Source organism: Microbacterium flavum, from assembly GCF_018717645.1.
GTDB lineage: Bacteria > Actinomycetota > Actinomycetes > Actinomycetales > Microbacteriaceae > Microbacterium > Microbacterium flavum.
Window position 1 is genome coordinate 131,778 of record NZ_JAFLHG010000002.1, and the last position, 23,530, is coordinate 155,307.

The window sequence follows — 23,530 nt, forward strand, 5'->3', positions numbered from 1 at the left end:
CGCGTATCGTGGACGCATGTCCTTCGATGCCGCCAACGCCGCCGATGCCGGCGCACGCCGCGAGGATCTCCTGTCGACGCTCGAGGTGATCGAAGAGCAGCCGCTCGCGGAGCGTGCCACCGCGTACGCCGCGCTCCACGACGAGCTCGCGAGACGGCTGGATGCCGGACCGCGGGACGGATCCGCGTGACAGCGCGCCTGGATGCCGCCGTCGCCGCGCGTGGGCTCGCGCGCTCTCGTACCCACGCTGCCCAGCTGATCGAGGCGGGTCTCGTCTCCGTCGACGGACGACCGGTCGTCAAACCCGCCGCCCGCGTCGAGGAGTCGCAGGAGGTCGCCGTCGCGGCATCCGACCACTACGTCAGTCGCGCCGCGCACAAGCTCCTCGCCGCCCTGGATGCCTTCCACGTCGAGGTCGCCGGACGGGTGTGCCTCGACATGGGCGCATCCACCGGCGGGTTCACGCAGGTGCTCCGGGAGCGTGGCGCCGTCCGCGTCCTCGCGGTCGACGTCGGACACGGTCAGCTCGCGCCCGAGGTGGCCGCAGACGACGGCGTGACCGTCATCGAGGGGTTCAACGTCCGCTACATGACCCCTGCCACCCTTGCGGATGCCGCCGGAGGACCGGTCAAGCCGGACGTGATCACCGCCGACCTCTCCTTCATCTCCCTGACGTATGTGCTGCCTGCGGCGGCCGCCGTCTCGGGCGAGGGCACCGACCTGATCCTCCTGGTCAAACCTCAGTTCGAGGTGGGTCGCACGGGGGTGCGGGAGGGACTCGTCACCGACCCTGCCGCTCGGGCCGACGCCGTGATGGGTGTGCTGTGGGCGGCGTGGGATGCGGGCCTCGGCACGTACGGCGCCATCGCCTCTCCCATCGCGGGCACTCACGGCAACAGCGAATACCTCGTGCACCTGCGCCCCGGCGCCGGACGGGGCGGTCCGGGCGCGGGCGGCAATCCGACAGAATATCTGGAGAGCGTGAACCGATTGGCGGGAGCGAGATGACGAAGGACCGACGTGAGATCCTCGTCGTCGCTCACGCACGGCGCGACGACACGGTGCTCGCGGCGCGGCGCGTCATCGCCATGCTGCTCGCGGCGGGCGCGCACCCCGTCCTCCCCGACGGAGACGACGAGCTGCGCGACGCCCTCGGCGACGTCGGCCCGATCGCGACGCTCGGCGTCGACGTCACGGTCACCGCGCTCGAGGTCGCCATCGTCCTCGGCGGCGACGGCACCATCCTGCGTGCGGCCGAGCTCGTCCGTGAGGGCACGGCGCCCATCCTCGGGATCAACATGGGCCACGTGGGGTTCCTCGCCGAGATCGAAGCCGACGTCATCGACGACGCGATCCGCCGTGTCATCGACCGCGACTACGGCGTGGAGGAGCGGATGGCCCTCGCCGTCGAGGTCATCGACGCGACAGGCACGACGATCTATGACACGTGGGCGCTGAACGAGGCCACCGTCGAGAAGGCATCCCGCGAGCGGATGATGGAGGTCGTCATCGAGATCGACGGCCGCCCGCTGTCGAGCTTCGGATGCGATGGCGTCGTCATCTCCACGCCGACCGGCTCCACCGCGTACAACTTCTCTGCCGGGGGCCCCGTGATCTGGCCGACGGTCGAGGCCATCGCCGTCGTCCCGCTGTCGGCGCACGCGCTCTTCGCGCGTCCCCTGGTCGTGGGCCCCGAGGCGACGGTCGCGATCGAAGTCCTCGCCCGCACCGACGGCATCGGCATCCTGTGGTGCGATGGGCGCCGTTCGCATGACCTTCCGCCCGGCGCGCGCGTCGTGGCGCGGCGCTCGTCCCGCCACGTGCGCCTCGCCCGCCTCCACCCGGCGCCGTTCACCGACCGGCTCGTCCGCAAGTTCCAGCTGCCCGTCGCAGGGTGGCGCGGGCCGGACCCGCAGACGCCGCTCCCCGACGGTGCCGCATGATCGAGCAGGTCACTCTGCAGGATCTCGGAGTCATCGCGCGGGCGACGCTCCCCATGGGGCCGGGGTTCACGGCGATCACAGGGGAGACCGGCGCCGGCAAGACGATGGTGGTGACCGGACTCGGGCTGCTCATGGGAGCCCGTTCCGACGCGGGTGCCGTCCGCGCGGGAGCGGCCCAGGCGGCGGTCGAGGGCGTGTGGGTCATCCCCGAGACCGGCGCGGTCGCCGAACGCGTGGCGGATGCCGGCGGCGAGGTCGAGCCGATCGGAGAGGGGCGGGCCGAGCTGTACCTCGGGCGCACCGTCACCGCCGAGGGCCGCAGCCGCGCGAGCGTCGGCGGGCGGACGGCGCCGGCGGGCGTGCTCGCGGAACTCGCCGAGCATCTGGTCGCCGTGCACGGGCAATCCGATCAGCTGCGGTTGAGGTCCTCGGGCGCCCAACGCGACGCGCTCGATCGGTTCGGGGGCGCGCAGATCACGACCGCCCGCGAGGCCTACCGCGACGCCTACGAATCCGCGCGTCGCCTGGCCGCCGAGCTCACCGAGCTCACCGAGCGGCGCGAGGAGCGCGCGCGCGAGGCCGCCCAGCTGCGCGCCGACCTCGCCGAACTCGAGACCGTCGACCCCCAGCCGGGTGAGGACGTCGAGCTCGCCGCTCGCGCCGAGCGGCTCGCGCATGCGGAGGATCTCCGTCTCGCCGGTGCGCTCGCACACGGAGCGCTTTCGAGCGACGAGGATGCCCCCGACGTCGTCGGCCTCCTCGCCGAGGCTCGGCGTGCCCTCGAGCGCGCCGCGGCGAGCGATCCCGTCCTGCAGGCGCATGCCGACACCCTCGAGGACCTCGGATACCGGGCATCGGACCTCGCGACCGAGCTCAGCGGGTACCTCGCGGACCTCGACGAGTCGGGGCCGCACGAGCTCGCCGCCGTCGAGGAGCGCCGATCCGCGATCGGAGCTCTCGTCAGGACCCACGGCACCCTCGAATCCGCCCTCGCCCTGCGCGAGGAGGGCGCCCTGCGCCTGGCTGACCTCGATGACGACGGCGATCGCGCCGAGCGGCTCCGCGCCGCGGCGGATGCCGCCGACGAGCGCATGGATGCCGCCGCATCCGCCCTCACCGCCGCGCGGACCGCGGCCGCTGCACGCCTGTCCGACGCGGTCACCGAGGAGCTGCGCGCCCTCGCCCTCCCCGACGCCCGCGTCGTCGTCGCCGTCGACCCGGGCGCGCCCAGCGCCGCGGGCCGTGACGACGTCACGATCCTGCTCGCCCCCCATCCCGGCGCCGAACCGCGCCCGGTCGCGCGGAGCGCGTCGGGAGGCGAGCTCAGCCGCGTGATGCTCGCGATCGAGGTCGTCATCGCCGGCACGGACAGCGTCCCCACGTTCGTCTTCGACGAGATCGATGCCGGCATCGGCGGTGCCGCCGCGATCGAGGTCGGTCGGCGGCTGGCCGTGCTCGCGCGGACGAGTCAGGTGATCGTCGTGACCCATCTGGCTCAGGTCGCCGCGTTCGCGAACAACCACCTGAGCGTCGTGAAGTCCAGCGACGGGTCGGTCACGGCATCCAGCGTGCGCGCTCTCGACGGCGAGGAGCGCGAGGCGGAGATGGCCCGACTGCTCTCCGGACTCACCGATTCGTCGGCCGCACTCGAACACGCTCGGGAGCTCCTGAGCCTCGGCCGTACAAGACTGATAGGATGAAAGCCCGTGACGGACACTCATTCAGACGCGGGCAACGCAGCGAACATCACCACTGACGACACCACCAAGCACATCTTCGTGACGGGCGGTGTCGTCTCGTCGTTGGGGAAGGGCTTGACGGCCGCGTCGCTCGGCAATCTCCTCACCGCGCGGGGGCTCCGCGTCGTGATGCAGAAGCTCGATCCGTACCTGAACGTCGATCCGGGCACGATGAATCCGTTCCAGCACGGTGAGGTGTTCGTCACCGACGACGGGGCCGAGACGGACCTCGACATCGGCCATTACGAGCGCTTCCTCGACATCGAGCTGAGCCAGGCCGCGAACGTCACGACGGGCCAGATCTACTCGCAGGTCATCGCCAAGGAGCGTCGCGGCGAGTACCTGGGCGACACGGTCCAGGTGATTCCGCACATCACGGATGAGATCAAGCGACGGATGCGGCTGCAGGCCGATGAGACGCCGAAGCCCGACGTGATCATCACCGAGATCGGCGGCACGGTCGGCGACATCGAGTCGCAGCCCTTCATCGAGTCCGCGCGCCAGATCCGCCACGAGCTCGGCCGCAAGAACGTCTTCTTCGTGCACGTCTCGCTCGTCCCCTACATGGGCGCCTCCGGCGAGCAGAAGACGAAGCCCACGCAGCACTCCGTACAGGCGCTCCGCCAGATCGGCATCCAGCCCGACGCCCTCGTGCTGCGCAGCGACCGCCCCGTCACCGAGTCCAACAAGCGCAAGATCGCGCTGATGTGCGACGTCGACGAGGATGCCGTGGTCAACGCCGTGGACGTCCCCTCGATCTACGACATCCCCTCGATGCTCAACGACCAGGGCCTCGACGGCTACATCGTCGACGCCCTGGGCCTCGCGACGAAGGCCGCCGAGGTCGACTGGACGCGGTGGAGCACCGTTCTGAGCGCTGTCCACAACCCGAAGCACGAGGTGACCATCGGCCTCGTCGGCAAGTACATCGACCTGCCCGACGCGTACCTGTCGGTCACCGAGGCGCTCAAGGCCGGCGGATTCGCGCAGGAGACGAAAGTCCAGATCACCTGGATCCCCTCGGACGTGTGCGAGACCCCCGAAGGCGCGGAGAAGGCGCTCGGCGCGCTCGACGGCATCGTCGTCCCCGGCGGCTTCGGCATCCGGGGCATCGAGGGCAAGCTCGGCGCGCTCCGCTTCGCGCGTGAGCAGGGCATCCCCACCCTCGGCATCTGCCTCGGTCTGCAGTGCATCGTCATCGAGTACGCACGGCACGTCGCCGGCATCGAGGACGCGTCGTCCAGCGAGTTCGACCCGGACACCGCCCACCCGGTGATCGCGACGATGGCGGAGCAGGTCGACATCCTGGGTCGCGGCGACCTGGGCGGGACCATGCGCCTCGGCCTCTACGAGGCGGAGCTCGCCGAGGGATCCCTCGCGGCCGAGGTCTACGGCGCGACCCGCGCGAGCGAGCGCCACCGTCATCGCTACGAGGTGAACAACCGCTACCGCGACCGCATCGCCGAGGCTGGGCTCGTGTTCTCCGGCCTCTCGCCCGACCACGGTCTCGTCGAATACGTCGAGCTTCCGCGAGACGTGCACCCCTACTACATCGCCACCCAGGCCCACCCCGAGCTGCGCTCGCGCCCGACCGAGGCGAACCCGCTCTTCCGAGGGCTCATCGCGGCGGCGCTCGAGCGGCACCGCTCGAGCGAGCTGTTCGAGGACGAGGTCGAGAGTGTCTGAGCGGCCGGCGACCGACCTGCACGACGAGCCGTCCGAGGCGGAGGTCGTCCACAGCGAGCTCGTCTACGAGGGGCGCGTGTGGGACGTGCGCAGTGACACGCTGCGCTACGGCGACGAAGAGATCGTCCGCCAGTACGTGGACCACCCCGGCGCGGCGGCGGTCGTGGCGATCGACGACGACGAGCGCGTCCTCCTGATCCAGCAGTATCGGCATCCGATCCGCCACCGCGACTGGGAGATCCCCGCGGGCCTGCTGGACGTCGTGGGCGAGCCGCCGATCGAGACGGCGCGTCGCGAGCTCGCCGAAGAGGCTGATCTGGAGGCGGCATCCGTCGAACCGCTCCTGTCGATCTTCACGACACCGGGCGGCAACGACGAGATCGTCCACATCTTCCTCGCGCGCGGACTCGCGGCGACGTCATCGGCGTTCGCCCGCACCGACGAGGAGGCGGACATCCGCATGGAGTGGGTCCCGCTGCAGGATGCCGTGGACGCCGTCCTGTCGGGGCGCATGCGCAACGCGATCCTCGCGTCCGGGATCCTCGCGGCGGCAGAACGCCTGCGCCGGAGCTGACGGACCGCGCGTGGATCTCGCCCGCGCCGTCGATGTGTACCTGCGTCACATCGCGATCGAACGCGGGCTGTCCTCGCACACGGTCGCCGCGTACCGGCGCGATCTGAGCGGCTACCGGTCCTGGCTCGCGGCGCACGGGGTCGACGACACCGATGCGGCGACGACCGCGCTCGTGAGCGCCTTCGCGGCGGAGCGCGCCTCGGCGCAGCCGCCGCCCGCCGCGACGTCGCTCGCGCGCCTGCAGTCCTCGGTGCGCGGGTTCCACCGGTATCTGCTCCGGGAAGAGCTCGCGACCGCCGACCCGAGCGAACGACTCCGCCCGCCGAAGGCTCCGCAGCGGCTGCCGAAGGCGCTGTCGATCTCTCAGGTCGAGGCGCTGCTGGATGCCGCGGGCCCCGCCCCCGCTCCGGGGGAGGGCGCCACCGCGCCCGCGGCCGCACCCGCCTCCGGCGAGGCGGCGCTCATCCCGTTACGTGACCGCGCTCTGCTGGAGCTCCTCTATGCGACCGGCGCACGCGTCTCCGAGGTGATGCAGCTCGACGTCGACGACCTCGCCCACGGCGACGTCCTGCGGCTGCGCGGCAAGGGCGCCAAGGAGCGGATCGTGCCGGTCGGGTCCTACGCGCGCGCGGCGGTCGACGCCTACCTGGCGCGGTCGCGACCGGAGCTGTCCCGCCGTGGGCGCGCGACGCCGCGGCTCTTCCTCGGCGCGCGGGGCGCCCCGCTGTCGCGGCAGGGCGCGTGGCTCGTCATCCAAGCGGCCGCCGATCGCGCCGGCCTCGTCGCCCACGTCTCCCCGCACACGTTCCGGCACTCCTTCGCGACGCACCTGCTGCAGGGCGGTGCCGACGTGCGGGTCGTGCAGGAGCTCCTCGGCCACGCCTCGGTCGCGACGACCCAGATCTACACGCACGTGACCGCCGACGCCCTGCGCGGCGTGTACCTGACGGCGCATCCCCGGGCCCGCTGATCCACAGCGGAGGCCGGAGGCGGTCGCCGGCAGCCGCAGCGGCAGCGCGTCGGTGTTTTTCCCGGTCCGGAAGCAGGCTGGATCGGTCCGGCGGAGCGCAATGTGGCACCGTGACGGCATTCGAGCCTGCTGATGAGACGCACCGCCCCGCGCGCGCGATGGCGGTCTGGTGGATCTGCGCCGGCGCGGCGGGGTGGGTCGTCTCCTTCCTCCTCTACCTGGAGTACATCGGGCAGCTCCGCGGCGGCGAGCCGCTCATCTCCTGCGCCATCAGTCCCGTCGTCACGTGCGGGCCGAATCTGCTCTCGCCGGGCGGCAACCTCCTCGGTTTCAGCAACTCGATCATCGGGATGGTCCTGTTCCTCGGGCCGGTCTTCGCCGCCGCCGCGGCGCTCGCCGCCCCCCGCGGCCTGCGCCCCTGGTTCTGGCGCACCTTCGCGGTCTTCACGTGCGGGGCGTTCGTCCTCGTCCACGTCTTCGCCTATCGGAGCGTCTTCGAGTACTCCTCGCTGTGCCCGTGGTGCATGATCATCTGGCTCGTCACGATCCCGCTCTTCCTCACCGTCGCCGGATGGACGCTCCGAGACGGAGTGTGGGGGAGGGCGGGCGTGCGTGCGGGAGGAGCCATCCTGTCGTGGCTGCCTCTCCTCGTGATCGCGGACTACCTCCTCATCGCCGTCGCCGCGCAGCTGCGCCTCGACGTGCTCGGCAGCCTCTGAGCCCGCTTCGGCGGTGCATCCCGTCGCCGCTGCGCTCGTGTGCGAGAATCGCAAGGCGAGTCCTGGGAAGGACAACAGAAAGCGGGAGTGTCGGTGGCGGAGAAGACGCGGGGGACGAAGAAGGCCTCGGCTGAGGACATCCCGATGGGCCCGACGGGACGCCCGTACCATGGCTTCCCGACGCCGCCCCCGCTCGCCTCCCACGGCCCGGCGCGGATCATCGCCCTCTGCAATCAGAAGGGCGGCGTGGGCAAGACCACGACGACCATCAACCTCGCCGCGTCGCTCGCGCAGTACGGGCGCAAGGTGCTCGCCGTCGACTTCGATCCGCAGGGCGCCTTGTCCGCCGGGCTCGGCATCGCGACCCACGATGTGCCGACGATCTACGACCTTCTGCTGGACACGAAGCGCGACCCGCACGAGACGATCGTCCACACCGGAACGCCGGGGTTGGATGTCATCCCCGCCAACATCGACCTGTCGGCCGCCGAGGTCCACCTCGTGAACGAGGTCGCTCGCGAGACGATCCTCTCCCGTGTGCTGCGCAAGGTGGCCGGCGAGTACGACGTCATCCTCGTCGACTGCCAGCCCTCGCTCGGACTCCTCACCGTCAACGCCCTCACCGCCAGCCACGGCGTCCTCATCCCGCTCGAATGCGAGTTCTTCGCCCTGCGTGGTGTCGCCCTGCTCATCGAGACGATCGACAAGGTGCGCGACCGGCTGAACCCGGCCATCGAGCTGGACGGCGTGCTCGCCACCATGTACGACCCGCGCACCCTGCACTCGCGCGAGGTGCTCGAGCGCGTCGTCGAGGCGTTCGGCGATGACGTCCTCGAAACGGTCATCGGGCGGACGGTGAAGTTCCCGGATGCCTCGGTGTCGGGCGTCCCGATCACCCAGTTCGCCCCCGAGCACGCGGCGGCCCAGGCCTACCTGCGCCTCGCGCGGGAGCTGGTCGCCCGTGGCGCCGTCGCCTGACGTCCCCTCGGGGACCGGAGCAGGCGGGGGGACCGACTTCGAGGACGACCCCTCGACAGGCTCGGGCACCGGAGCGGGCGGCGAGGACGGATTCCGGGTCTCGCTGGCCGGGTTCGACGGACCGTTCGACCTCCTGCTGAGCCTCCTCGGCAAGCACGAGCTCGACATCACCGAGATCTCCCTGTCGAAGGTCACCGACGAGTTCATCTCGTACCTGAAGGGCCTGGGCGACGAGGAGGAGCTCGAGCAGGCATCCGAATTCCTCGTCGTCGCCGCGACGCTCCTCGACATGAAGGTGGCCGGCCTGCTGCCGCAGGGCGAGCTGGTGGATGCCGAGTCGGTCGCCCTGCTCGAAGCGCGCGACCTGCTGTTCGCGCGACTGCTCCAGTACCGCGCCTTCAAGGAGGTGTCGGCCTGGTTCGAGCGATCCCTGCGCCGCGAGGACCGACGCCACGTGCGCGCCGTCCGCCTCGACGAGAAGTACCGCCGTGCGGTCCCCGAGCTCGTCTGGACTCTGTCGACCGGCGACTTCGCCGCGCTCGCGATGCTCGCCTTCGCACCGAAGGAGATCCCGCACATCGGGCTCGATCATCTCCACGCGCCGCTGGTCTCGATCCGCGAACAGGCCGCGGTCGTCGTGACGCTGCTGCGCGGCGCAGGCGCGCTGAGCTTCCGCGACCTCGTGGCCGGGGCGATGCAGCCCGGGATCGTCGTCGCGCGCTTCCTCGCCGTCCTCGAGCTCTACCGCCACGCCGCGCTCTCCTTCGAGCAGGTGGAACCGCTCGGAGAGCTCACCCTCCGCTGGACCGCGGAGCGCTGGTCCGAAGAGAACCTCGCCACCCTGGGAGCCGATTATGACCGATGACCCTTCGACGAGCTCAGGGACCGCCCCGACGAGCTCAGGGACCGCCCCGACGAGCTCAGGGACCGCCCCGACGAGCTCAGATGCCGCCCCGACGCGCACTCCAGACGACATCGCGCGTCGGCTGGAGGCGATCCTGCTGATCGTGGACGAGCCGCAGAGCCTCGTCGCGCTCGCCGCCGCCGTCTCGGCCCCCGTTCCGGCGGTGCGCCAGGCGGTCGAGGGCCTCGTCGCCGACTATGACGGCGAGACAGGTGGCTCGCGCCGCGGCTTCGAGCTGCGGGAGGTGGGCGGCGGATGGCGCCTGTACGTGCGGGAGGAGCTCGACGACCTCGTCACCGACTTCGTGAGCGGCCAAGCGCCCAGCCGCCTGTCGCAGGCGGCCCTGGAGACCCTTGCGGTCATCGCGTACAAGCAGCCCGTGACGCGGAGCCAGGTCGCCGCGATCCGCGCCGTGAACGTCGACTCGGTGGTCCGCACCCTCGTGGCGCGCGGGCTCATCACGGAGCTCTTCCAGGATCCGGAGACGGGCGCGATCAACTACGGCACGACCGACGCCCTGCTCGTGAACCTCGGCATCAACTCGCTCGACGAGCTCCCGCACATCTCGCCGCTCCTCGACGACGGCGCCGAGGGCTTCGACAGCGAGGTGCTGCGATGACCGGCCCCGTGGAGGAGTTCGAGGGCGTCCGCCTGCAGAAGGTGCTCGCGAACGCGGGCGTCGCCTCGCGGCGGGTCTGTGAGCAGTACATCGTCGAGGGCCGGATCCGCGTCAACGGCGACGTGGTCACCGAGCTGGGGCGGCGGATCGACCCTGCATCCGATCTGGTCGACGTCGACGGCACGGCGATCCAGCTGGATGCCACGAAACGCTACGTCATGCTCAACAAGCCCACGGGCGTCGTCTCGTCGATGAAGGACGAGCACGGTCGCCCCGACCTGCGCCGCTTCACGAAGGACTGGGACGAGCGCCTCTACAACGTGGGGCGTCTGGATGCCGAGACGAGCGGACTCCTCGTCCTGACGAACGACGGCGAGCTCGCCCACGTCCTGGCTCACCCGTCGTTCGGCGTCACGAAGGTCTACATCGCGAAGGTGTCGGGGCGTGTCACGGCACAGACCATCGCCCGCCTCACGAAGGGGATCGTCCTCGAGGACGGGCCGATCGCCGCGGACAAAGCGCGGTTGCTGGATGCCTCCGGCGACACCTCCCTCGTCGAGCTCACCCTCCACTCCGGGCGCAATCGGATCGTCCGACGCATGATGGCCGAGGTCGGCCACCCGGTCGTCGAACTCGTACGGCGCCAGTTCGGGCCGCTCCACCTGGGAACGCTCCCCGCGGGACGTGCGCGCGAGTTGACTACAGTGGAACGCGGCGCCCTGCTCACCGTGGCGCGCCAGGCGGGGCCCGGGCAGAGCCCACCCTCCGCCGATGACGAGGCTGATTCTTAGGCGGACACCGTGACCGATTCCACCGTCGCCGAAGCGCGCACCCGCGTCGCGCGCACGTCGGGGACCGTCCGCGTCGTGGGGGCGGGACTTCTCGGCTCGAGCATCGGGCACGCCCTCCGCGCGCTGGGTGTCGACGTGGCGCTCGCCGACGCGTCGCCATCGCAACTGCGGCTCGCGATCGACTACGGCGCCGGCCGCGCCGAGGAGCCCGGGGACGCGCCTGCCCTCGTCGTCGTGGCGACGCCTCCGGATGTCGTCGCCGACGTGATCGAGCGCGAACTGCGGGCCCACCCGGACGCGGTCGTCACCGACGTCGCGAGCGTGAAGCTCGCTCCGTTCGAGGAGCTGCGGGCGCGCGGAGTCGACCTCACCCACTACATCGGCTCCCACCCCCTCGCGGGCAGGGAGCGCGGCGGGGCGATCGCGGCGCGCGCCGACATCTTCATCGGGCGTCCCTGGGTCGTCTGCCGCGATGAGCTGACCCCGGCATCCGATCTCGCTCTCGTGGAAGGCCTCGCCCTCGATCTCGGCGCCATGCCGATCGAGATGACCCCCGCCGAACACGACCGGTCCGTCGCGCTCGTCTCGCACGTGCCGCAGCTCGTCGCGTCGCTGCTCGCCGGCCGCTTCGTCGATGCACCCGAGGACGCGCTGAGCCTCGCCGGTCAAGGCGTGCGCGACACCACGCGCATCGCCGCATCCGCACCGGAGCTCTGGGTCCAGATCCTCGACGCCAACGCCGTGCCCGTCGTCGACGTGCTCGACCGGCTCGCGATCGATCTGCGGGATGTGGCGGACGCCCTGCGTGCGCCGGAGGAGCCCGGATCGCGGCGCACCGTCGCAGACGCCATCCGTCGCGGCAACGACGGAGTGGCGCGCCTTCCCGGCAAGCACGGTCAGCGGCGGCAGTTCGAGAGCCTCGTCGTGATGGTCGATGACACCGCCGGCCAGCTCGGGCGGCTGTTCGGCGATCTCGGCGCGCTCGAGGTCAACGTCGAAGACCTGCGCCTGGAGCACTCGCCCGGCGCCCAGTTCGGCCTCGCCGAGATCAGCGTCGTGCCGAGCGCTCTGCGGCGCGCTGAGCAGGGCCTTGAAGAGCGCGGCTGGAAGATTGCGAGCCTCCCCTCATGACCGACCCTTCGACAAGCTCAGGGACCGGGACCGCGACCGTGACGATCGCGATCGACGGGCCGGCCGGCTCGGGCAAGTCGAGCGTCTCGAAGGAGGCGGCGCGCCGCCTCGGCTTCGGCTACCTCGACACGGGCGCCGCCTATCGGGCGCTCGCCTGGCATGTCCTGGACCTCGGCGCCGAGACGTCGGACGAGTCTGCCGTCCAGGATGCCGCAGAGCGCTTCCCCTACGCGATCTCGCTCGACCCCGACCGGTACTGGGTGCGGGTCGGCGATCGTGACGTCACCGAGGCGATCCGCGATCCGCGCGTGACGGCGGCCGTGAGCGGGGTCGCGCGCATCCCCGCCGTGCGCACGCGCGTCAACGCACTCTTCCGCGCGCTCGTGCGCGACTCCGGCCGTCCCGGAGTCGTCGTGGAGGGCCGCGACATCACGACCGTCGTGGCCCCCGACGCGCCCGTGCGGATCCTCCTCACCGCCGACCCCGACGTGCGCGCCGCACGTCGCAGCGCCGAACTGCAGGGCGAGGATGCTGGCGCCGTCGCCACCGCGCTGCACCGCCGCGACGCGGCCGACAGCAAGGTCGTCGACTTCCTCACCGCCGCTCCCGGCGTGAGCGTGGTCGACTCGACCGATCTCGATTTCGCACAGACCGTGGCCGCCGTCCTCGACGTCGTCGCCGCGGGAACACAGACGCACACACAGGAGATGCACGATGGCCGTTGAGGACGAGTACGAGGGCGGTCCCGACCAGCTCGAAGAGAAGCTGGCGAACCTCGACGAGGAGCTGGCTGAGCAGCGCGCCGCGACGCTGCGCGCCTCGCTCGTGGACTACGACCTCGATGAGGATGATGCCGACCTTCTCGCCGGTTTCACCGCCGGGGGAGAGATCGTCGAGGCGCTGCCCGCGCTCCCGGTCGTCGCGATCGTGGGGCGCCCGAACGTCGGCAAGTCGGCGCTCGTGAACCGCATCCTCGGGCGCCGCGAGGCGGTCGTCGAGGACACCCCCGGCGTCACGCGCGACCGCGTCACGTACAAGGCCGAGTGGATGGACCGCCGCTTCTCGCTCGTCGACACCGGGGGGTGGGAGCCGGATGCCCGCGGCATCGACCGCTCGGTGGCAGCCCAGGCCGAGATCGCGATCGACCTCTCCGACGTCGTGCTGTTCGTGGTGGATGCGATGGTCGGCGCGACCGCGACCGACGAGGCCGTCGTGCGGCTGCTGCGCAAGACCGACAAGCCCGTCTTCGTCGTCGCGAACAAGATCGACGACGCACGGCAGGAGCCCGAAGCCGCCGCCCTGTGGAACCTCGGCCTCGGCGAGCCGTACCCCGTCTCCGCCATCCACGGTCGGGGGGTCGCCGACCTCCTCGACGCGGTCATGACCGTGCTGCCGGATGTCTCGGCCGTCGCCAAGGCAGAGCTCGGCGGACCGCGCCGCGTCGCGATCCTCGGGCGACCGAACGTGGGCAAGTCGTCGCTGCTGAACAAGGCCGCGGGCGAGGAGCGGGTCGTCGTCAACGAGCTCGCCGGAACGACTCGCGACCCGGTGGACGAGATCGTCGAGCTCGGCGGAAAGCTGTGGCGCTTCGTCGACACCGCCGGCATCCGCCGCCGCGTGCACCTGCAGCAGGGCGCCGACTTCTACGCGTCGCTGCGCACCTCCGCCGCGCTGGAGAAGGCCGAGGTCGCCGTCGTCGTTCTGGATGTCTCCCAGTCGATCAGCGTGCAGGACCTCAACATCATCGACCTCGTGCTCGAGTCCGGACGTGCGCTCGTCCTGGCCTTCAACAAGTGGGATCGCCTGAACGACGACGACATGGAGAACGCCGATCGTCGCCGCTACCTCGAGCGCGAGATCGAGCAGGACCTCGCGCACGTGCAGTGGGCGCCCCGGGTCAACATCTCGGCGCGTACCGGTCGTCACCTCGAGAAGCTCGTGCCGGCTCTCGAAACCGCGCTCGCGTCGTGGGACCAGCGCATCCCGACGGGCAAGTTCAACGCGTTCCTCACCGAGCTCGTCGCGGAGCACCCGCACCCGCTGCGCGGCGGCAAGCAGCCCCGCATCCTCTTCGGCACGCAGGCCGCGACGCGGCCGCCGACATTCGTGCTGTTCACGACCGGGTTCCTCGACCCGGGCTACCGCCGGTTCATCCAGCGGCGCCTGCGCGAGATCTTCGGCTTCGAGGGCACGCCGATCGTCACGAACATGCGCGTCCGGGAGCGCCGCCAGCGCTGATCGCGCCTCTCGGCGAGATCAGCCGGGCCGCGGCGCAGACGTCACCGCACGACGAGCGAGCGGAAGCGCGCGGTGGGCAGGCCCTCGAGGGTGAGGCGGGACTCCGCCGCCGCACCCGCCGCGACGCGGGGGAGCGGCGAGCGGGCGCCCGTGTCGCGGAATCGCTGCACCGCCCAGCACTCGACCCCCGCGTCCGCCAGCCGGAGGCCGAGCGTACGGAGGCCCTCGTCGTCCATCACCGCGGGGTGCACCGTCGTCCGCACCTCGACATCCAGCGGACGGTCGGTGCCCCGGCGGAGGAGGCGGTTGCCGAGGACGAGCGCGAGCGAGCGCCACGCGTTCTCGGAACTGGTCTGCCGCCCCGTCACCAGGTCGTAGTCCTCGGGGAGTGCCTTGATGTCCAGGCCCACCCAGTCGACGAACGGGAGGGCCTGGGCGAGGAGCCCCGGGTAGGCGCCCGCGGTGTGCAGGCCGACCCGGAAGCCGAGGGAGCGCACCGCCTGCATGGCGGGGATGAGCGCCCGCTGGAGCGTCGGCTCGCCGCCGGAGAACACGACGCCGTCGAGCAGTCCGATCCGCTCGCACAGGAGGTCGACGATGTCGCTCCAGGTCGCCTCACCCTCCGCGCGCGGGTCGATGAGGGCCGGATTGTGGCAGTAGAAGCAGTTCCACGGGCATCCCTGGAGGAAGAGGGTCGCGGCGAGCATATCGGGCCAGTCGACCGTGGAGAACGCGGTGAACCCCGCGATGTTCAGCTCGTGGGCTGCCGCTGTGCGGACCATGGTTCCTCCCGCGTCGGGGCGACGAAGTACGTCCTCTCCGAAGCCTCGCCCTTCTTGCCGATGTTGAACCCGGAGATGGGCCGGAAGTAACCCATCACGCGGGTCCACACCTCGCAGGCGGCATCGCACCGAGCGCACGTGTCGTGATGACCCGACAGGTATCCGTGCCGCGGGCAGATCGAGAAGGTCGGGGTGATCGTCAGGTACGGCAACCGGAATCGCTCGAGCGAGCGCCGCACGAGATCGCGGCACGCGCGCGCCGAGGGCATCGCCTCGCCGAGGTAGAGGTGCAGCACCGTCCCGCCGGTGTACTTCTGCTGCAACGGCTCCTGGAGCTCCATCGCGAGGAACGGGTCGGACGTGTACCCGACGGGCAGCTGCGATGAGTTCGTATAGTACGGGTTCGCAGCGGTGCCGGCGTGCAGGATGCCGTCGAAGCGGGCGATGTCCTCCTTCGCGAACCGATAGGTCGTCCCTTCCGCAGGCGTGGCCTCGAGGTTGTACATGCGTCCGGTCTCCTCCTGGAAGGACGTGATGCGCTCGCGCACGCGGTCGAGCAGGCGGATCGCCGCGGCGGCGCCCTGCTCGTCGGTGATGTCGAGGGTATCGCGGGAGAGGTTCCGCACGTACTCGTTGATCCCGTTCACGCCGATCGTCGAGAAGTGGTTGTCCATCGTGCCGAGGTAGCGCTTCGTGTACGGGAAGAGACCGCCGTCGAGATGCGTCTCGATGACGCGGCGCTTGGCCTCGAGGCTCTCCTTCGCGATCTCGAGCAGCTCGTCGAGGCGCGTGAGCGCGGCGCGCTCGTCGCCGGAGTGCACGAAGCCGAGCCGTGCGCAGTTGATCGTGACGACGCCGATCGAGCCGGTCTGCTCCGCCGAGCCGAAGAGCCCGTTTCCTCGTCTGAGGAGCTCGGTCAGGTCGAGCTGCAGGCGACAGCACATCGAGCGGATCATCCCGGGGTCGAGGTCGGAGTTCACGAAGTTCTGGAAGTAGGGCAGCCCGTACTTGGCGGTCATCGCGAAGAGGTCCTCGACGTTCTCACCCTCCCAGTCGAAATCCTTCGTGATGTTGTACGTCGGGATGGGGAACGTGAAGGCTCGGCCTTCGGCATCCCCCTCGGTCATCACCTCGATGAAGGCGCGATTGATGAGCGCCATCTCGGGCGCGAGCTCGCCGTAGGTGAAGGGCTGGACCTCGCCGGCGATGAGGGGGCGCTGGTCGCGGAGGTCGGTGGGGCACACCCAGTCGAAGGTGAGGTTCGTGAAGGGCGTCTGCGTGCCCCACCGGCTGGGGACATTGAGGTTGAACACGAACTCCTGCATCGCCTGGCGCACCTCGTCGAACGTGAGGCCGTCCCGCCGGACGTAGGGAGCGAGGTACGTGTCGAACGAGGAGAACGCCTGTGCGCCCGCCCACTCGTTCTGGAGCGTCCCCAGGAAGTTCACGAGCTGCCCGAGGGCGCTCGAGAAGTGGCGCGGGGGAGCGCTCGCGATTCGGCCTGCAACACCGCCCATGCCCTGCTCGAGGACCATGCGCAGAGACCATCCTGCGCAGTAACCGGCGAAGACGTCGAGGTCGTGGATGTGGAGGTCACCCTCGCGATGCGCCGTGCCCGCCGCCGGCTCGTACACCTCGTCGAGCCAGTAGTTCGCGATCAGCTTCCCGGCCGCATTCAGCACCATCCCGCCCAGTGAGTAGTCCTGGTTGGCATTGGCGTTGACCCGCCAATCGGAGCGGGCGAGGTATTCATCGATCGTGCGGCTGACGGAGATGGTGCGGGGGGATGCCATCGGTTCGGTCCTGTCTGGGCGAGAGGTGTGGTCCGACCACTATATGTAGTGACCTGCCATGGCAGAGCGCCTAGATGTGGCGTGTCGCTCCGGTCGGGGGAAGTGGGGCGACGTCAGGGGACATCCCCGGCGCCCGCGGCGCAGAGGTGTGCCAGGCTGAAGCGGTGACGATCGTTCCTCCCACGCCCGGTGAGCCGCGCCGCCCCGATGGGCCGCGCGATCCGGGCGACGCGTGGGTCGTGGCGGATGACGGCACGCGCTATTGGGGTCGGTTCGGCGCGGCAGGGCTGCTCGCGGTCGACGCGCGGCGCGGCATCCTGCTGCAGCACCGCGTGGCGTGGAGCCACCATGGAGACACGTGGGGCCTCCCTGGCGGGGCGCGCCACGCGGGGGAGTCGGCGTGCGACGCCGCGCTCCGCGAGTCGGCCGAGGAGGCGGGGGTGCCCGCCGGGGCGGTTGCGCCGCGTCTGATCAGCGTCCTCGATGTCGGGGTGTGGACCTACTCGACCCTCGTCGCCGACGTCGTGCAGCCGTTCGAGCCGGTGATCAGCGACCCGGAGAGCCGAGAGCTCGCCTGGGTGCCGATCGACCTCGTCGACACCTACCCGCTCCATCCCGGGTTCGCGTCGTCCTGGCCGATGCTGCGAGGGCTTCTCGATGTGCGTCCTACGCTCGTCGTGGATGCCGCGAACGTCGTCGGGTCGGTGCCGGACGGGTGGTGGCGCGATCGCGTCGGCGCGACAGAGCGGCTCTTCGACAGGCTCGAGACCGTGACGCACGACGGCCTGCCCGCGCCGCTGTTCGGGCTGCCGGGGGAGACGTGGTTCCCCGAGGTTCTCGTCGTCGCGGAGGGCGCGGCGCGGGGGGTGGCCGACCGCGACGGGCTGCAGGTGATGCGCGCGGGGGCGAGTGGCGACGACGCGATCGTCGCCGAGACGGAGCGCCTGCGCGCAGCCGGACGGCCGGTGCTCGTGGTGACGGCGGATCGTGAGCTCCGTGCGCGAGTGCAGGCGGTCGGCGCGGAGGTCGCCGGCGTGCGGAGCGTGCTCGGGGCCGATTGATGCCGCCCCGACCGCGAAGTCCGCTCGGCGATCAGTGCGCGCTCACTCGGACTCGCCGCGCCCGCGCAGGCGGTCGATGTCGCGCCGCTCGCGCTTGGTCGGACGTCCCGCGCCCCGATCGCGCACCGCAACCTGGGCGACGGGTTCGCGGACCGGGGTTCGATCCTCGGCCGCGACGGCGGCGAGCGGCGCGCTGACGCGCTTCGTGATCAGCTGGCGCACGACGAGGATGCGGTCGAAGCCCGCGATCCGCACGCGCAGCTCGTCGCCGATGCGCACCGGCTGCGCCGCCTTCGCCTTCTCGCCGCCCACGCGGACGTGCCCGGCTCGGCAGGCGGTCGTCGCCGCGGACCGGGTCTTGTAGACGCGGACGGCCCACAGCCAGGCATCCACCCGCACCGTCCCGGTCATCGCGCACCCCCGCGGAGGAGGCGGATGACGCCGTAGGCGAGAAGACCTTGGCCGATCGTATAGGCGAGCATGATCCACGTGTCCGCGAGCGGCGGCGTCTGGTCCGGGAGGAAGAGCCGCACCGCGAGGATCGTGTCGGATGCCAGGAAGAACGCGCCGCCGAGCGCGGTGACACGCGAACCCCGGCTGGCGGCCACCGCCGTGCCGCCGAGGACCAGCCCGTAGACCGCCACGCCGACGGCGAGGGCGCCGAGACTCGGCCAGAGCACCGCGATCATGACGATCCACCAGAGTGCGTAGACGATCGTCCAGCGCGGGAGCGGACGGTGTGGCAGGAACCGGAGGAAGAGGGCGATGTAGACGAGGTGGGCGAGACCGAAGCAGAGGAGCATCGCCGGGAGCTCGTCGCCGAGGAAAGGGAAGAAGAGGCCCGCTCCGTCGCCGAGCCAGGACAACGTGAGCGCGACGAGGAGGAGTGCCGTGGCGCGGGCGGTGGGTGTTTTCCGCCACGACCCGCGCATCGCCCACAGCACCGCGAGAGCGAGCGCCGGCATCAGCAGCAGCTTGGTCGGGTACTCCAGGTTGTCGGGTCCGGTGATGCCGATCGTCACGTGAGCGGCCGCGACCGCGCCGTATAGGGCGAACCCCCACCAGCTGGCGCGCTCGCGCAGGTCGCCGCGGCGGAGGGCGGCGGCGTCGACGGTCACGGTCTCATCGTACGGCGAACGTTCGGGGGTCCTGCGGGGACCGTGGCCGGTGCGCCGAGGCGTGCGCGAGGGCCGCCTGTACGACGCAGGGCGCGCCACGGACTACCGGAGCGCGAGCGAGACGATCGGTCGCGCCGGGCGGGGGCGGGCCACCTCGACGAAGCCCGCCGAGAGGAACGTCGACAGCGCACCGTGGTACAGCTCGTTCGTGCTCGTCTTCTGCGCGCTCACATCGACGGGGTACCCCTCGACGATGCGCGCGCCGGATGCGCGGGCGTGGTCGACGGCGGCATCGAGGAGGCGCGCCGCCAGACCCGCACCGCGGAACTCCTTCCGCACGACGAAGCACGTGACCGCCCACACGTCGGCGTCGTCGAACGGCTCCGGCGACTGCTGGAAAGCGCGGGTCAGCGCGAGGCGCGGCTGGTCGCGGCGGGGCGAGACCTTCACCCACCCGGCGGGTGCGTCGTCGACGTACGCGAGGAGCGCCGAGGCAAGAGGGGCCTCGAGGTCGTGGCGCAGCAGGTCGCGCCGCTCGTCGCTCGATGCCGCCTGGAAGTCCTTGTTGCGCAGCAGCCACCACTGGCACCAGCAGGAGCCGCCGTCGCCCCCGCCGGTGAGGGCGCGCTCGACATCGGGGAAGCGATCGACAGATGCCGCGACGATCTCGGTCTGACTCATGCGCCGACGCTACGCCCACCCGCCGACATCCGGTACCCACGCCGGTTCGCGAGCGCTCGCCGGAGCGGCTAAGATGGGGGAGTTGTCCGCGTGCGGACGATGGACCGGGATGTGGCGCAGCTTGGTAGCGCACTTGACTGGGGGTCAAGGGGTCGCAGGTTCAAATCCTGTCATCCCGACGGTCCGAAGCCCCGATGAGATGCCCTTCTCATCGGGGCTTCGTCGTCGGGGGAAACGGCGGGGAACTCCGAAAGGACTCCACTGCGAGACCTTCGCCGGAGCGAGACCGGTGCGCCAGCGACGGTTGAGCACTTGCTTCTCGCCGACGGGAAGACGATCGTTGCGGAACGTCGTCGTCGGTTCGCTCGGGAGGTGACGTCTCGAATGTCGCTCCGGCTTCCGGGAGTCATGCCGTCCTCGAGGCGACGCCGGATGCCGGGGCGTGCCCGGAACCGGATGCCGGGGCGCCGTCCCCGCTGCGGCCCAGGGAGAGCCGCGCGGCATCCGGTTCCGCCGCCTCACCCGTGGAAGGTCGCCGGGTGCGGGCCGGTGCGGCCGTTGCGGTCGAGGGCGTCGACGGTGGCCAGCTCGTCGGCGCTCAGCGTGAAGCCGAAGACGTCGAGGTTCTCGGCGATCCGGTGCGGGGTGACCGACTTGGGGATGACGACGCGTCCCTGCTGGAGGTGCCAGCGCAGCACGACCTGCGCCGGCGTCTTGGCGTGCGCGGCGGCGATCGCCGTGATGGCCGGGTCTTTCAGGACGGCTCCCTGGGCGAGCGGGCTCCACGCCTCGGTCACGATCCCGTGGCGCTCGTCCGCCGCGATGACCTCGCGGTTCTGCAAGGCGGGGTGCAGCTCCACCTGATTGACGGCGGGCACGACCGCGCTCGCGTCGATGATGCGGTCCAGGTGCGCAGGCTCGAAGTTCGACACCCCGATGGCGCGCACCCGACCGTCGGCTGCGAGCTTCTCGAGCGCGCGCCATGTGTCGACGTAGAGCTCGCGGTCGGGAGTCGGCCAGTGGATGAGGTAGAGGTCGAGGTGATCGAGGCCGAGCGCGGCGAGGCTGGCATCGTACGCGCGCAGGGTCGCGTCGTACCCGTGGTCGGCGTTCCACACCTTGGACGTGACGAACAGCTCGTCTCGCGCGAGGCCGGATTCAGCCAGCGCGCGGCCGACGCCGGCTTCGTTGCCGTAGATCGCGGCCGTGTCGATGCTGCGGGACCCCGCCGCGAGGGCGGCGGAGACGGCGGCAGTGGTCGCGTCGTCGGGAACCTGGAAGACGCCGAACCCGAGTTGGGGGATGTCGACCCCGTTGTTCAGGGTGACGGTCGGAATGGTCGGAGTGATGCTCATGAGGGCTCTTCTCTCTGGTGGTGCGGGGGTCGGGTGGGGGAGCTGTCAGGTGGCGGGTACGGCGCTCGCGGCGGGACGGACCGGGACGTCCCGGCGCGCGGTCACCGCGGCGATGACCATCACGACGACGGCGGCAGCGGTGATGATCGCGCCGATCCAGATCGGGGACGTGTAGCCCAAGCCCGCGGCGATGCCGATGCCGCCGGCCCACGCCCCGAGGGCGTTGCCGATGTTGAACGCGCCGATGTTCGCGCCGGAGGCGAGGGTCGGGGCATTGCCGGCATAGGTCATGACGCGGCTCTGCAGGCCGGGAACGGTCCCGAAGCCGAACCCGCCCATCAGGAACAGGGCGATGACCGTGGCGGTGCCCGACCCGGCGAACGCGGCGAACAGCGCCAGCACCACGACGAGGGCGCTGATGAAGAAGAGCAGGGTGCCGTCCACCGACCGATCGGCGAGGCGCCCACCCAGCCAGTTGCCGAGGACCAGGCCGGCCCCGAAGAGGACGAGCAGCCAGGGCACGGCGCCGGTTGAGAATCCGCTCACCTCGGTCAGGGTGTAGGCGATGTAGGTGAAGGCGCCGAACATCCCTCCGTACGCGAGGATCGTGACGGTGAGGGAGAGCCAGACCTGGCCGGAGCGGAAGGCGGTGAGCTCGGAGCGGAGACTGACCTTCTGCGCATCACCGTCCTGCGCCGGCACGAGCGCCGCGATCCCGATGAAGGCGAGCACGCCGATGGCGGAGATCGCCCAGAACGTGGAGCGCCAGCCCAGCTGCTGACCCAGGAACGTGCCGAAGGGGACACCGAAGACGTTCGCGGCGGTCAGGCCGGTGAACATGATCGCGATCGCACCGGCCCGCTTGGCGGGCGGGACGAGGCTCGCGGCGACGACCGACCCGATCCCGAAGAACGCGCCATGGCACAGGGCGGCGATGATCCGGCCGATCATGGCGACGCCGTAATCGGGGGCGATGGCGGTGAGCACGTTGCCGATGATGAAGAGGACGATCAGACCGAGCAGGACGGGCTTGCGGGGGAGGCGCGTCGTCGCGGCGGTCAGGAAGAGCGCGCCGACGACCACGCTGAGCGCGTATCCGGAGATCAGCCACCCGGCAGCCGTCTCGGAGACGGCGAAGTCCGCGGCGACCTCCGGAAGGAGTCCCATGATGACGAACTCGGTCAAGCCGATGCCGAACGCCCCGAGGGCGAGAGCGATGAGGCCTAGAGGCATGAGGGGTCTCCTGTTACACTGAGGACATAGTTGCACGCGCTTGATATTGCGCGGGCAGGAAATATTGTTGCACACGCAAGTACAGCGCGCAAGCAACTATTTGGAGGACGCATGGGAATCGCCGACGACGCCGTCGAGATCCGCGCGCAGGGCTGGCGCACGCTCGCCGCGCTGCACGGACTGATCGAATCCGCCCTGGAGCGCGCCTTGAGTGATGACGCGGGGCTCTCCGTCGTGGAGTACACCGTCCTCGACGCGCTCGATCGACAGGACGGCTGGCACATGCGGATGCAGCAGCTGGCTCGCGCCGCCGCGCTCAGCGCCAGTGCGACCACGAGGCTCGTGACCCGGCTGGAGGATCGCGGGCTCCTCACTCGGGTGCTCTGTGCCGATGACCGCCGGGGCATCTACACCGAACTCACCCCAGCCGGTCGGCAGCTCTACGAGCGGGCGCGCCCGATCCATGACCGCGCACTCGAGCGAGCGCTCGATGACGCGGAGACGCGGCCCGAGCTCGCCCCCGTCGTGGAGGCACTCCACGAGCTCGCCCTGCCGACGCGCGTCTCGCTGTAAGGCTCGCCCCGATACGCGGCATCCTCGCCGGCGCGCTGCCGGGCGACGGGGCTCGGTACGCTGAGCCGATGAGCGCCGACGTCATCCTGCTCTCGGGCTCGCCGGGATCGGGGAAGTCGACGGTCGCGCGGCGGGTCGCCGCCGCCTTCGCGCGGTCCGTCCACCTGCACATGGATGACTTCTGGCGGATGATCGTGTCCGGCGGCGTGCCGCCGTACCTCCCGGAGGCCGACGCGCAGAACCAGACGGTCATGGCCGTCATCCAGCGTGCGGCGTGGAGGTATGCGGCGGGCGGCTTCACCACCGTCGTCGACGGTGTCATCGGGCCGTGGATGCTTTCGCACTTCGACGGATCCGGTGCATCGGATGCCGTCGCGCCGCCGCGCGTGCATCTCGTCGTCCTCCGTCCGAGCCGGGAGGAGGCGCTCCGGCGCGCGCAGTCGCGCAGCGGGGCGGAGGCGCTCGTGGACGCCGGGCCGGTCACCGCGCTGTGGGACCAGTTCGTCGATCTCGGGGACCTCGAGCGTCACGTCATCGACTCGACGATGCAGACGCCGGGGGAGACCGTCGCCGCGGTCCGTACCGCGCTCGCCGGTGGGGAGTACCTGCTGACGCCCGCGTGAGCCCGGCACCCGGACAGGC

At 70.9% G+C, this 23,530-nt stretch carries 25 protein-coding genes and 1 tRNA gene; 19 read left to right on the forward strand and 7 right to left on the reverse strand.

From position 1 onward, the window contains the following. Positions 1–16 precede the first annotated feature (16 nt). The 15 genes from J0P97_RS02645 to der all read left to right on the forward strand — a co-directional run bounded on the left by J0P97_RS02645 (position 17) and on the right by der (position 14,292). Positions 17–190 carry a hypothetical protein gene (locus J0P97_RS02645; protein ID WP_215486227.1) on the forward strand — a complete coding sequence of 58 codons (174 nt, stop codon included), beginning with the start codon at positions 17–19 and terminating at the stop codon, positions 188–190. Next, positions 187–1,008: a TlyA family RNA methyltransferase gene (locus tag J0P97_RS02650; RefSeq protein WP_215486228.1), complete on the forward strand. Its 822-nt coding sequence runs from the start codon at positions 187–189 to the stop codon at positions 1,006–1,008. The genes J0P97_RS02645 and J0P97_RS02650 overlap by 4 nt, the downstream gene beginning before the upstream one ends. Then, positions 1,005–1,943, forward strand: coding sequence for an NAD kinase (locus tag J0P97_RS02655; RefSeq protein ID WP_215486229.1), 939 nt, complete (start codon positions 1,005–1,007; stop codon positions 1,941–1,943). The genes J0P97_RS02650 and J0P97_RS02655 overlap by 4 nt, the downstream gene beginning before the upstream one ends. After that, positions 1,940–3,643: a DNA repair protein RecN gene (gene recN / locus J0P97_RS02660; RefSeq protein ID WP_215486230.1), complete on the forward strand. Its 1,704-nt coding sequence runs from the start codon at positions 1,940–1,942 to the stop codon at positions 3,641–3,643. The genes J0P97_RS02655 and recN overlap by 4 nt, the downstream gene beginning before the upstream one ends. A gap of 6 nt (positions 3,644–3,649) precedes the next feature. After that, entirely contained in the window at positions 3,650–5,368 is a 1,719-nt protein-coding gene (pyrG, locus tag J0P97_RS02665; protein ID WP_215486231.1) for a CTP synthase, read from the forward strand. Continuing rightward, positions 5,361–5,942, forward strand: coding sequence for an NUDIX domain-containing protein (locus tag J0P97_RS02670; RefSeq protein WP_215486232.1), 582 nt, complete (start codon positions 5,361–5,363; stop codon positions 5,940–5,942). The genes pyrG and J0P97_RS02670 overlap by 8 nt, the downstream gene beginning before the upstream one ends. Positions 5,943–5,952: 10 nt before the next feature. Then, a complete protein-coding gene (locus J0P97_RS02675; protein WP_215486233.1) occupies positions 5,953–6,912 on the forward strand; it encodes a site-specific tyrosine recombinase XerD in 960 nt (319 codons plus the stop codon). Between the two features lie 110 nt (positions 6,913–7,022). Further along, positions 7,023–7,631 (forward strand): vitamin K epoxide reductase family protein, encoded by a 609-nt coding sequence (locus J0P97_RS02680; RefSeq protein ID WP_308163375.1) that lies wholly within the window; start codon positions 7,023–7,025, stop codon positions 7,629–7,631. Positions 7,632–7,775: 144 nt separating this feature from the next. Next, positions 7,776–8,609 (forward strand): ParA family protein, encoded by an 834-nt coding sequence (locus J0P97_RS02685; RefSeq protein WP_215486428.1) that lies wholly within the window; start codon positions 7,776–7,778, stop codon positions 8,607–8,609. Beyond that, the gene (locus J0P97_RS02690) at positions 8,593–9,474 is read left to right on the forward strand and encodes a segregation and condensation protein A (protein WP_308163376.1); all 882 of its coding nucleotides are present in this window, start codon (positions 8,593–8,595) and stop codon (positions 9,472–9,474) included. Before J0P97_RS02685 ends, J0P97_RS02690 begins: the two co-directional genes overlap by 17 nt. Continuing rightward, complete coding sequence (gene scpB, locus J0P97_RS02695; protein WP_215486234.1) at positions 9,464–10,132, forward strand: SMC-Scp complex subunit ScpB; 669 nt, start codon at positions 9,464–9,466, stop codon at positions 10,130–10,132. The genes J0P97_RS02690 and scpB overlap by 11 nt, the downstream gene beginning before the upstream one ends. Beyond that, complete coding sequence (locus J0P97_RS02700; protein WP_215486235.1) at positions 10,129–10,923, forward strand: pseudouridine synthase; 795 nt, start codon at positions 10,129–10,131, stop codon at positions 10,921–10,923. The genes scpB and J0P97_RS02700 overlap by 4 nt, the downstream gene beginning before the upstream one ends. A 9-nt stretch (positions 10,924–10,932) precedes the next feature. Then, on the forward strand, positions 10,933–12,054 hold the full coding sequence (locus J0P97_RS02705; protein WP_215486236.1) for a prephenate dehydrogenase: 1,122 nt from the start codon (positions 10,933–10,935) through the stop codon (positions 12,052–12,054). Beyond that, positions 12,051–12,779, forward strand: coding sequence for a (d)CMP kinase (gene cmk / locus J0P97_RS02710; protein ID WP_215486237.1), 729 nt, complete (start codon positions 12,051–12,053; stop codon positions 12,777–12,779). The genes J0P97_RS02705 and cmk overlap by 4 nt, the downstream gene beginning before the upstream one ends. Next, complete coding sequence (der, locus tag J0P97_RS02715) at positions 12,769–14,292, forward strand: ribosome biogenesis GTPase Der (RefSeq protein ID WP_215486238.1); 1,524 nt, start codon at positions 12,769–12,771, stop codon at positions 14,290–14,292. The genes cmk and der overlap by 11 nt, the downstream gene beginning before the upstream one ends. A gap of 41 nt (positions 14,293–14,333) precedes the next feature. Here der and J0P97_RS02720 read toward each other — a convergent pair whose 3' ends face one another. Continuing rightward, positions 14,334–15,074: an anaerobic ribonucleoside-triphosphate reductase activating protein gene (locus tag J0P97_RS02720; RefSeq protein ID WP_215486239.1), complete on the reverse strand. Its 741-nt coding sequence runs from the start codon at positions 15,072–15,074 to the stop codon at positions 14,334–14,336. Beyond that, the gene (locus tag J0P97_RS02725; RefSeq protein WP_215486240.1) at positions 15,044–16,867 is read right to left on the reverse strand and encodes a ribonucleoside triphosphate reductase; all 1,824 of its coding nucleotides are present in this window, start codon (positions 16,865–16,867) and stop codon (positions 15,044–15,046) included. Before J0P97_RS02725 ends, J0P97_RS02720 begins: the two co-directional genes overlap by 31 nt. A 164-nt stretch (positions 16,868–17,031) precedes the next feature. Between J0P97_RS02725 and J0P97_RS02730 the strand changes: the two genes are divergently transcribed. Next, positions 17,032–17,928: an NUDIX domain-containing protein gene (locus J0P97_RS02730; protein ID WP_215486241.1), complete on the forward strand. Its 897-nt coding sequence runs from the start codon at positions 17,032–17,034 to the stop codon at positions 17,926–17,928. A gap of 42 nt (positions 17,929–17,970) precedes the next feature. On the opposite strand, the gene J0P97_RS02735 is transcribed toward J0P97_RS02730, so the two are convergent. From J0P97_RS02735 to J0P97_RS02745, 3 genes are all read right to left on the reverse strand, one after another. After that, positions 17,971–18,339, reverse strand: coding sequence for an RNA-binding S4 domain-containing protein (locus J0P97_RS02735; protein WP_215486242.1), 369 nt, complete (start codon positions 18,337–18,339; stop codon positions 17,971–17,973). Then, positions 18,336–19,046: a lysoplasmalogenase family protein gene (locus J0P97_RS02740; RefSeq protein ID WP_282836726.1), complete on the reverse strand. Its 711-nt coding sequence runs from the start codon at positions 19,044–19,046 to the stop codon at positions 18,336–18,338. The genes J0P97_RS02735 and J0P97_RS02740 overlap by 4 nt, the downstream gene beginning before the upstream one ends. A gap of 102 nt (positions 19,047–19,148) precedes the next feature. After that, positions 19,149–19,727, reverse strand: coding sequence for a GNAT family N-acetyltransferase (locus tag J0P97_RS02745; protein WP_215486243.1), 579 nt, complete (start codon positions 19,725–19,727; stop codon positions 19,149–19,151). 105 nt (positions 19,728–19,832) lie between these two features. On the opposite strand from J0P97_RS02745, the gene J0P97_RS02750 reads away from it, so the two are divergent. Next, a tRNA-Pro gene (locus J0P97_RS02750) sits at positions 19,833–19,906 on the forward strand. A 339-nt stretch (positions 19,907–20,245) separates the two neighbouring features. On the opposite strand, the gene J0P97_RS02755 is transcribed toward J0P97_RS02750, so the two are convergent. Together J0P97_RS02755 and J0P97_RS02760 are read right to left on the reverse strand one after the other, a co-directional pair. Then, positions 20,246–21,082, reverse strand: a complete 837-nt coding sequence (locus J0P97_RS02755; protein ID WP_215486244.1) for an aldo/keto reductase — start codon at positions 21,080–21,082, stop codon at positions 20,246–20,248. Positions 21,083–21,127: 45 nt separating this feature from the next. Continuing rightward, positions 21,128–22,315, reverse strand: coding sequence for an MFS transporter (locus tag J0P97_RS02760; protein WP_215486245.1), 1,188 nt, complete (start codon positions 22,313–22,315; stop codon positions 21,128–21,130). Between the two features lie 111 nt (positions 22,316–22,426). Between J0P97_RS02760 and J0P97_RS02765 the strand changes: the two genes are divergently transcribed. Then, positions 22,427–22,888 (forward strand): MarR family winged helix-turn-helix transcriptional regulator, encoded by a 462-nt coding sequence (locus tag J0P97_RS02765; RefSeq protein WP_215486246.1) that lies wholly within the window; start codon positions 22,427–22,429, stop codon positions 22,886–22,888. Positions 22,889–22,956: 68 nt separating this feature from the next. Continuing rightward, positions 22,957–23,511 carry an AAA family ATPase gene (locus J0P97_RS02770; protein WP_215486247.1) on the forward strand — a complete coding sequence of 185 codons (555 nt, stop codon included), beginning with the start codon at positions 22,957–22,959 and terminating at the stop codon, positions 23,509–23,511. Positions 23,512–23,530: the final 19 nt, after the last annotated feature.

Coding starts and splice junctions, on each gene's coding strand:
- J0P97_RS02645 (WP_215486227.1), top strand. CDS start 17: ATGTCCTTCGATGCCGCCAACGCCGCCGATGCCGGCGCACGCCGCGAG.
- J0P97_RS02655 (WP_215486229.1), top strand. CDS start 1,005: ATGACGAAGGACCGACGTGAGATCCTCGTCGTCGCTCACGCACGGCGC.
- recN (WP_215486230.1), top strand. CDS start 1,940: ATGATCGAGCAGGTCACTCTGCAGGATCTCGGAGTCATCGCGCGGGCG.
- J0P97_RS02685 (WP_215486428.1), top strand. CDS start 7,776: ATGGGCCCGACGGGACGCCCGTACCATGGCTTCCCGACGCCGCCCCCG.
- scpB (WP_215486234.1), top strand. CDS start 9,464: ATGACCGATGACCCTTCGACGAGCTCAGGGACCGCCCCGACGAGCTCA.
- J0P97_RS02700 (WP_215486235.1), top strand. CDS start 10,129: ATGACCGGCCCCGTGGAGGAGTTCGAGGGCGTCCGCCTGCAGAAGGTG.
- cmk (WP_215486237.1), top strand. CDS start 12,051: ATGACCGACCCTTCGACAAGCTCAGGGACCGGGACCGCGACCGTGACG.
- der (WP_215486238.1), top strand. CDS start 12,769: ATGGCCGTTGAGGACGAGTACGAGGGCGGTCCCGACCAGCTCGAAGAG.
- J0P97_RS02720 (WP_215486239.1), bottom strand. CDS start 15,074: ATGGTCCGCACAGCGGCAGCCCACGAGCTGAACATCGCGGGGTTCACC.
- J0P97_RS02725 (WP_215486240.1), bottom strand. CDS start 16,867: ATGGCATCCCCCCGCACCATCTCCGTCAGCCGCACGATCGATGAATAC.
- J0P97_RS02735 (WP_215486242.1), bottom strand. CDS start 18,339: ATGACCGGGACGGTGCGGGTGGATGCCTGGCTGTGGGCCGTCCGCGTC.
- J0P97_RS02745 (WP_215486243.1), bottom strand. CDS start 19,727: ATGAGTCAGACCGAGATCGTCGCGGCATCTGTCGATCGCTTCCCCGAT.
- J0P97_RS02755 (WP_215486244.1), bottom strand. CDS start 21,082: ATGAGCATCACTCCGACCATTCCGACCGTCACCCTGAACAACGGGGTC.
- J0P97_RS02760 (WP_215486245.1), bottom strand. CDS start 22,315: ATGCCTCTAGGCCTCATCGCTCTCGCCCTCGGGGCGTTCGGCATCGGC.
- J0P97_RS02765 (WP_215486246.1), top strand. CDS start 22,427: ATGGGAATCGCCGACGACGCCGTCGAGATCCGCGCGCAGGGCTGGCGC.
- J0P97_RS02770 (WP_215486247.1), top strand. CDS start 22,957: ATGAGCGCCGACGTCATCCTGCTCTCGGGCTCGCCGGGATCGGGGAAG.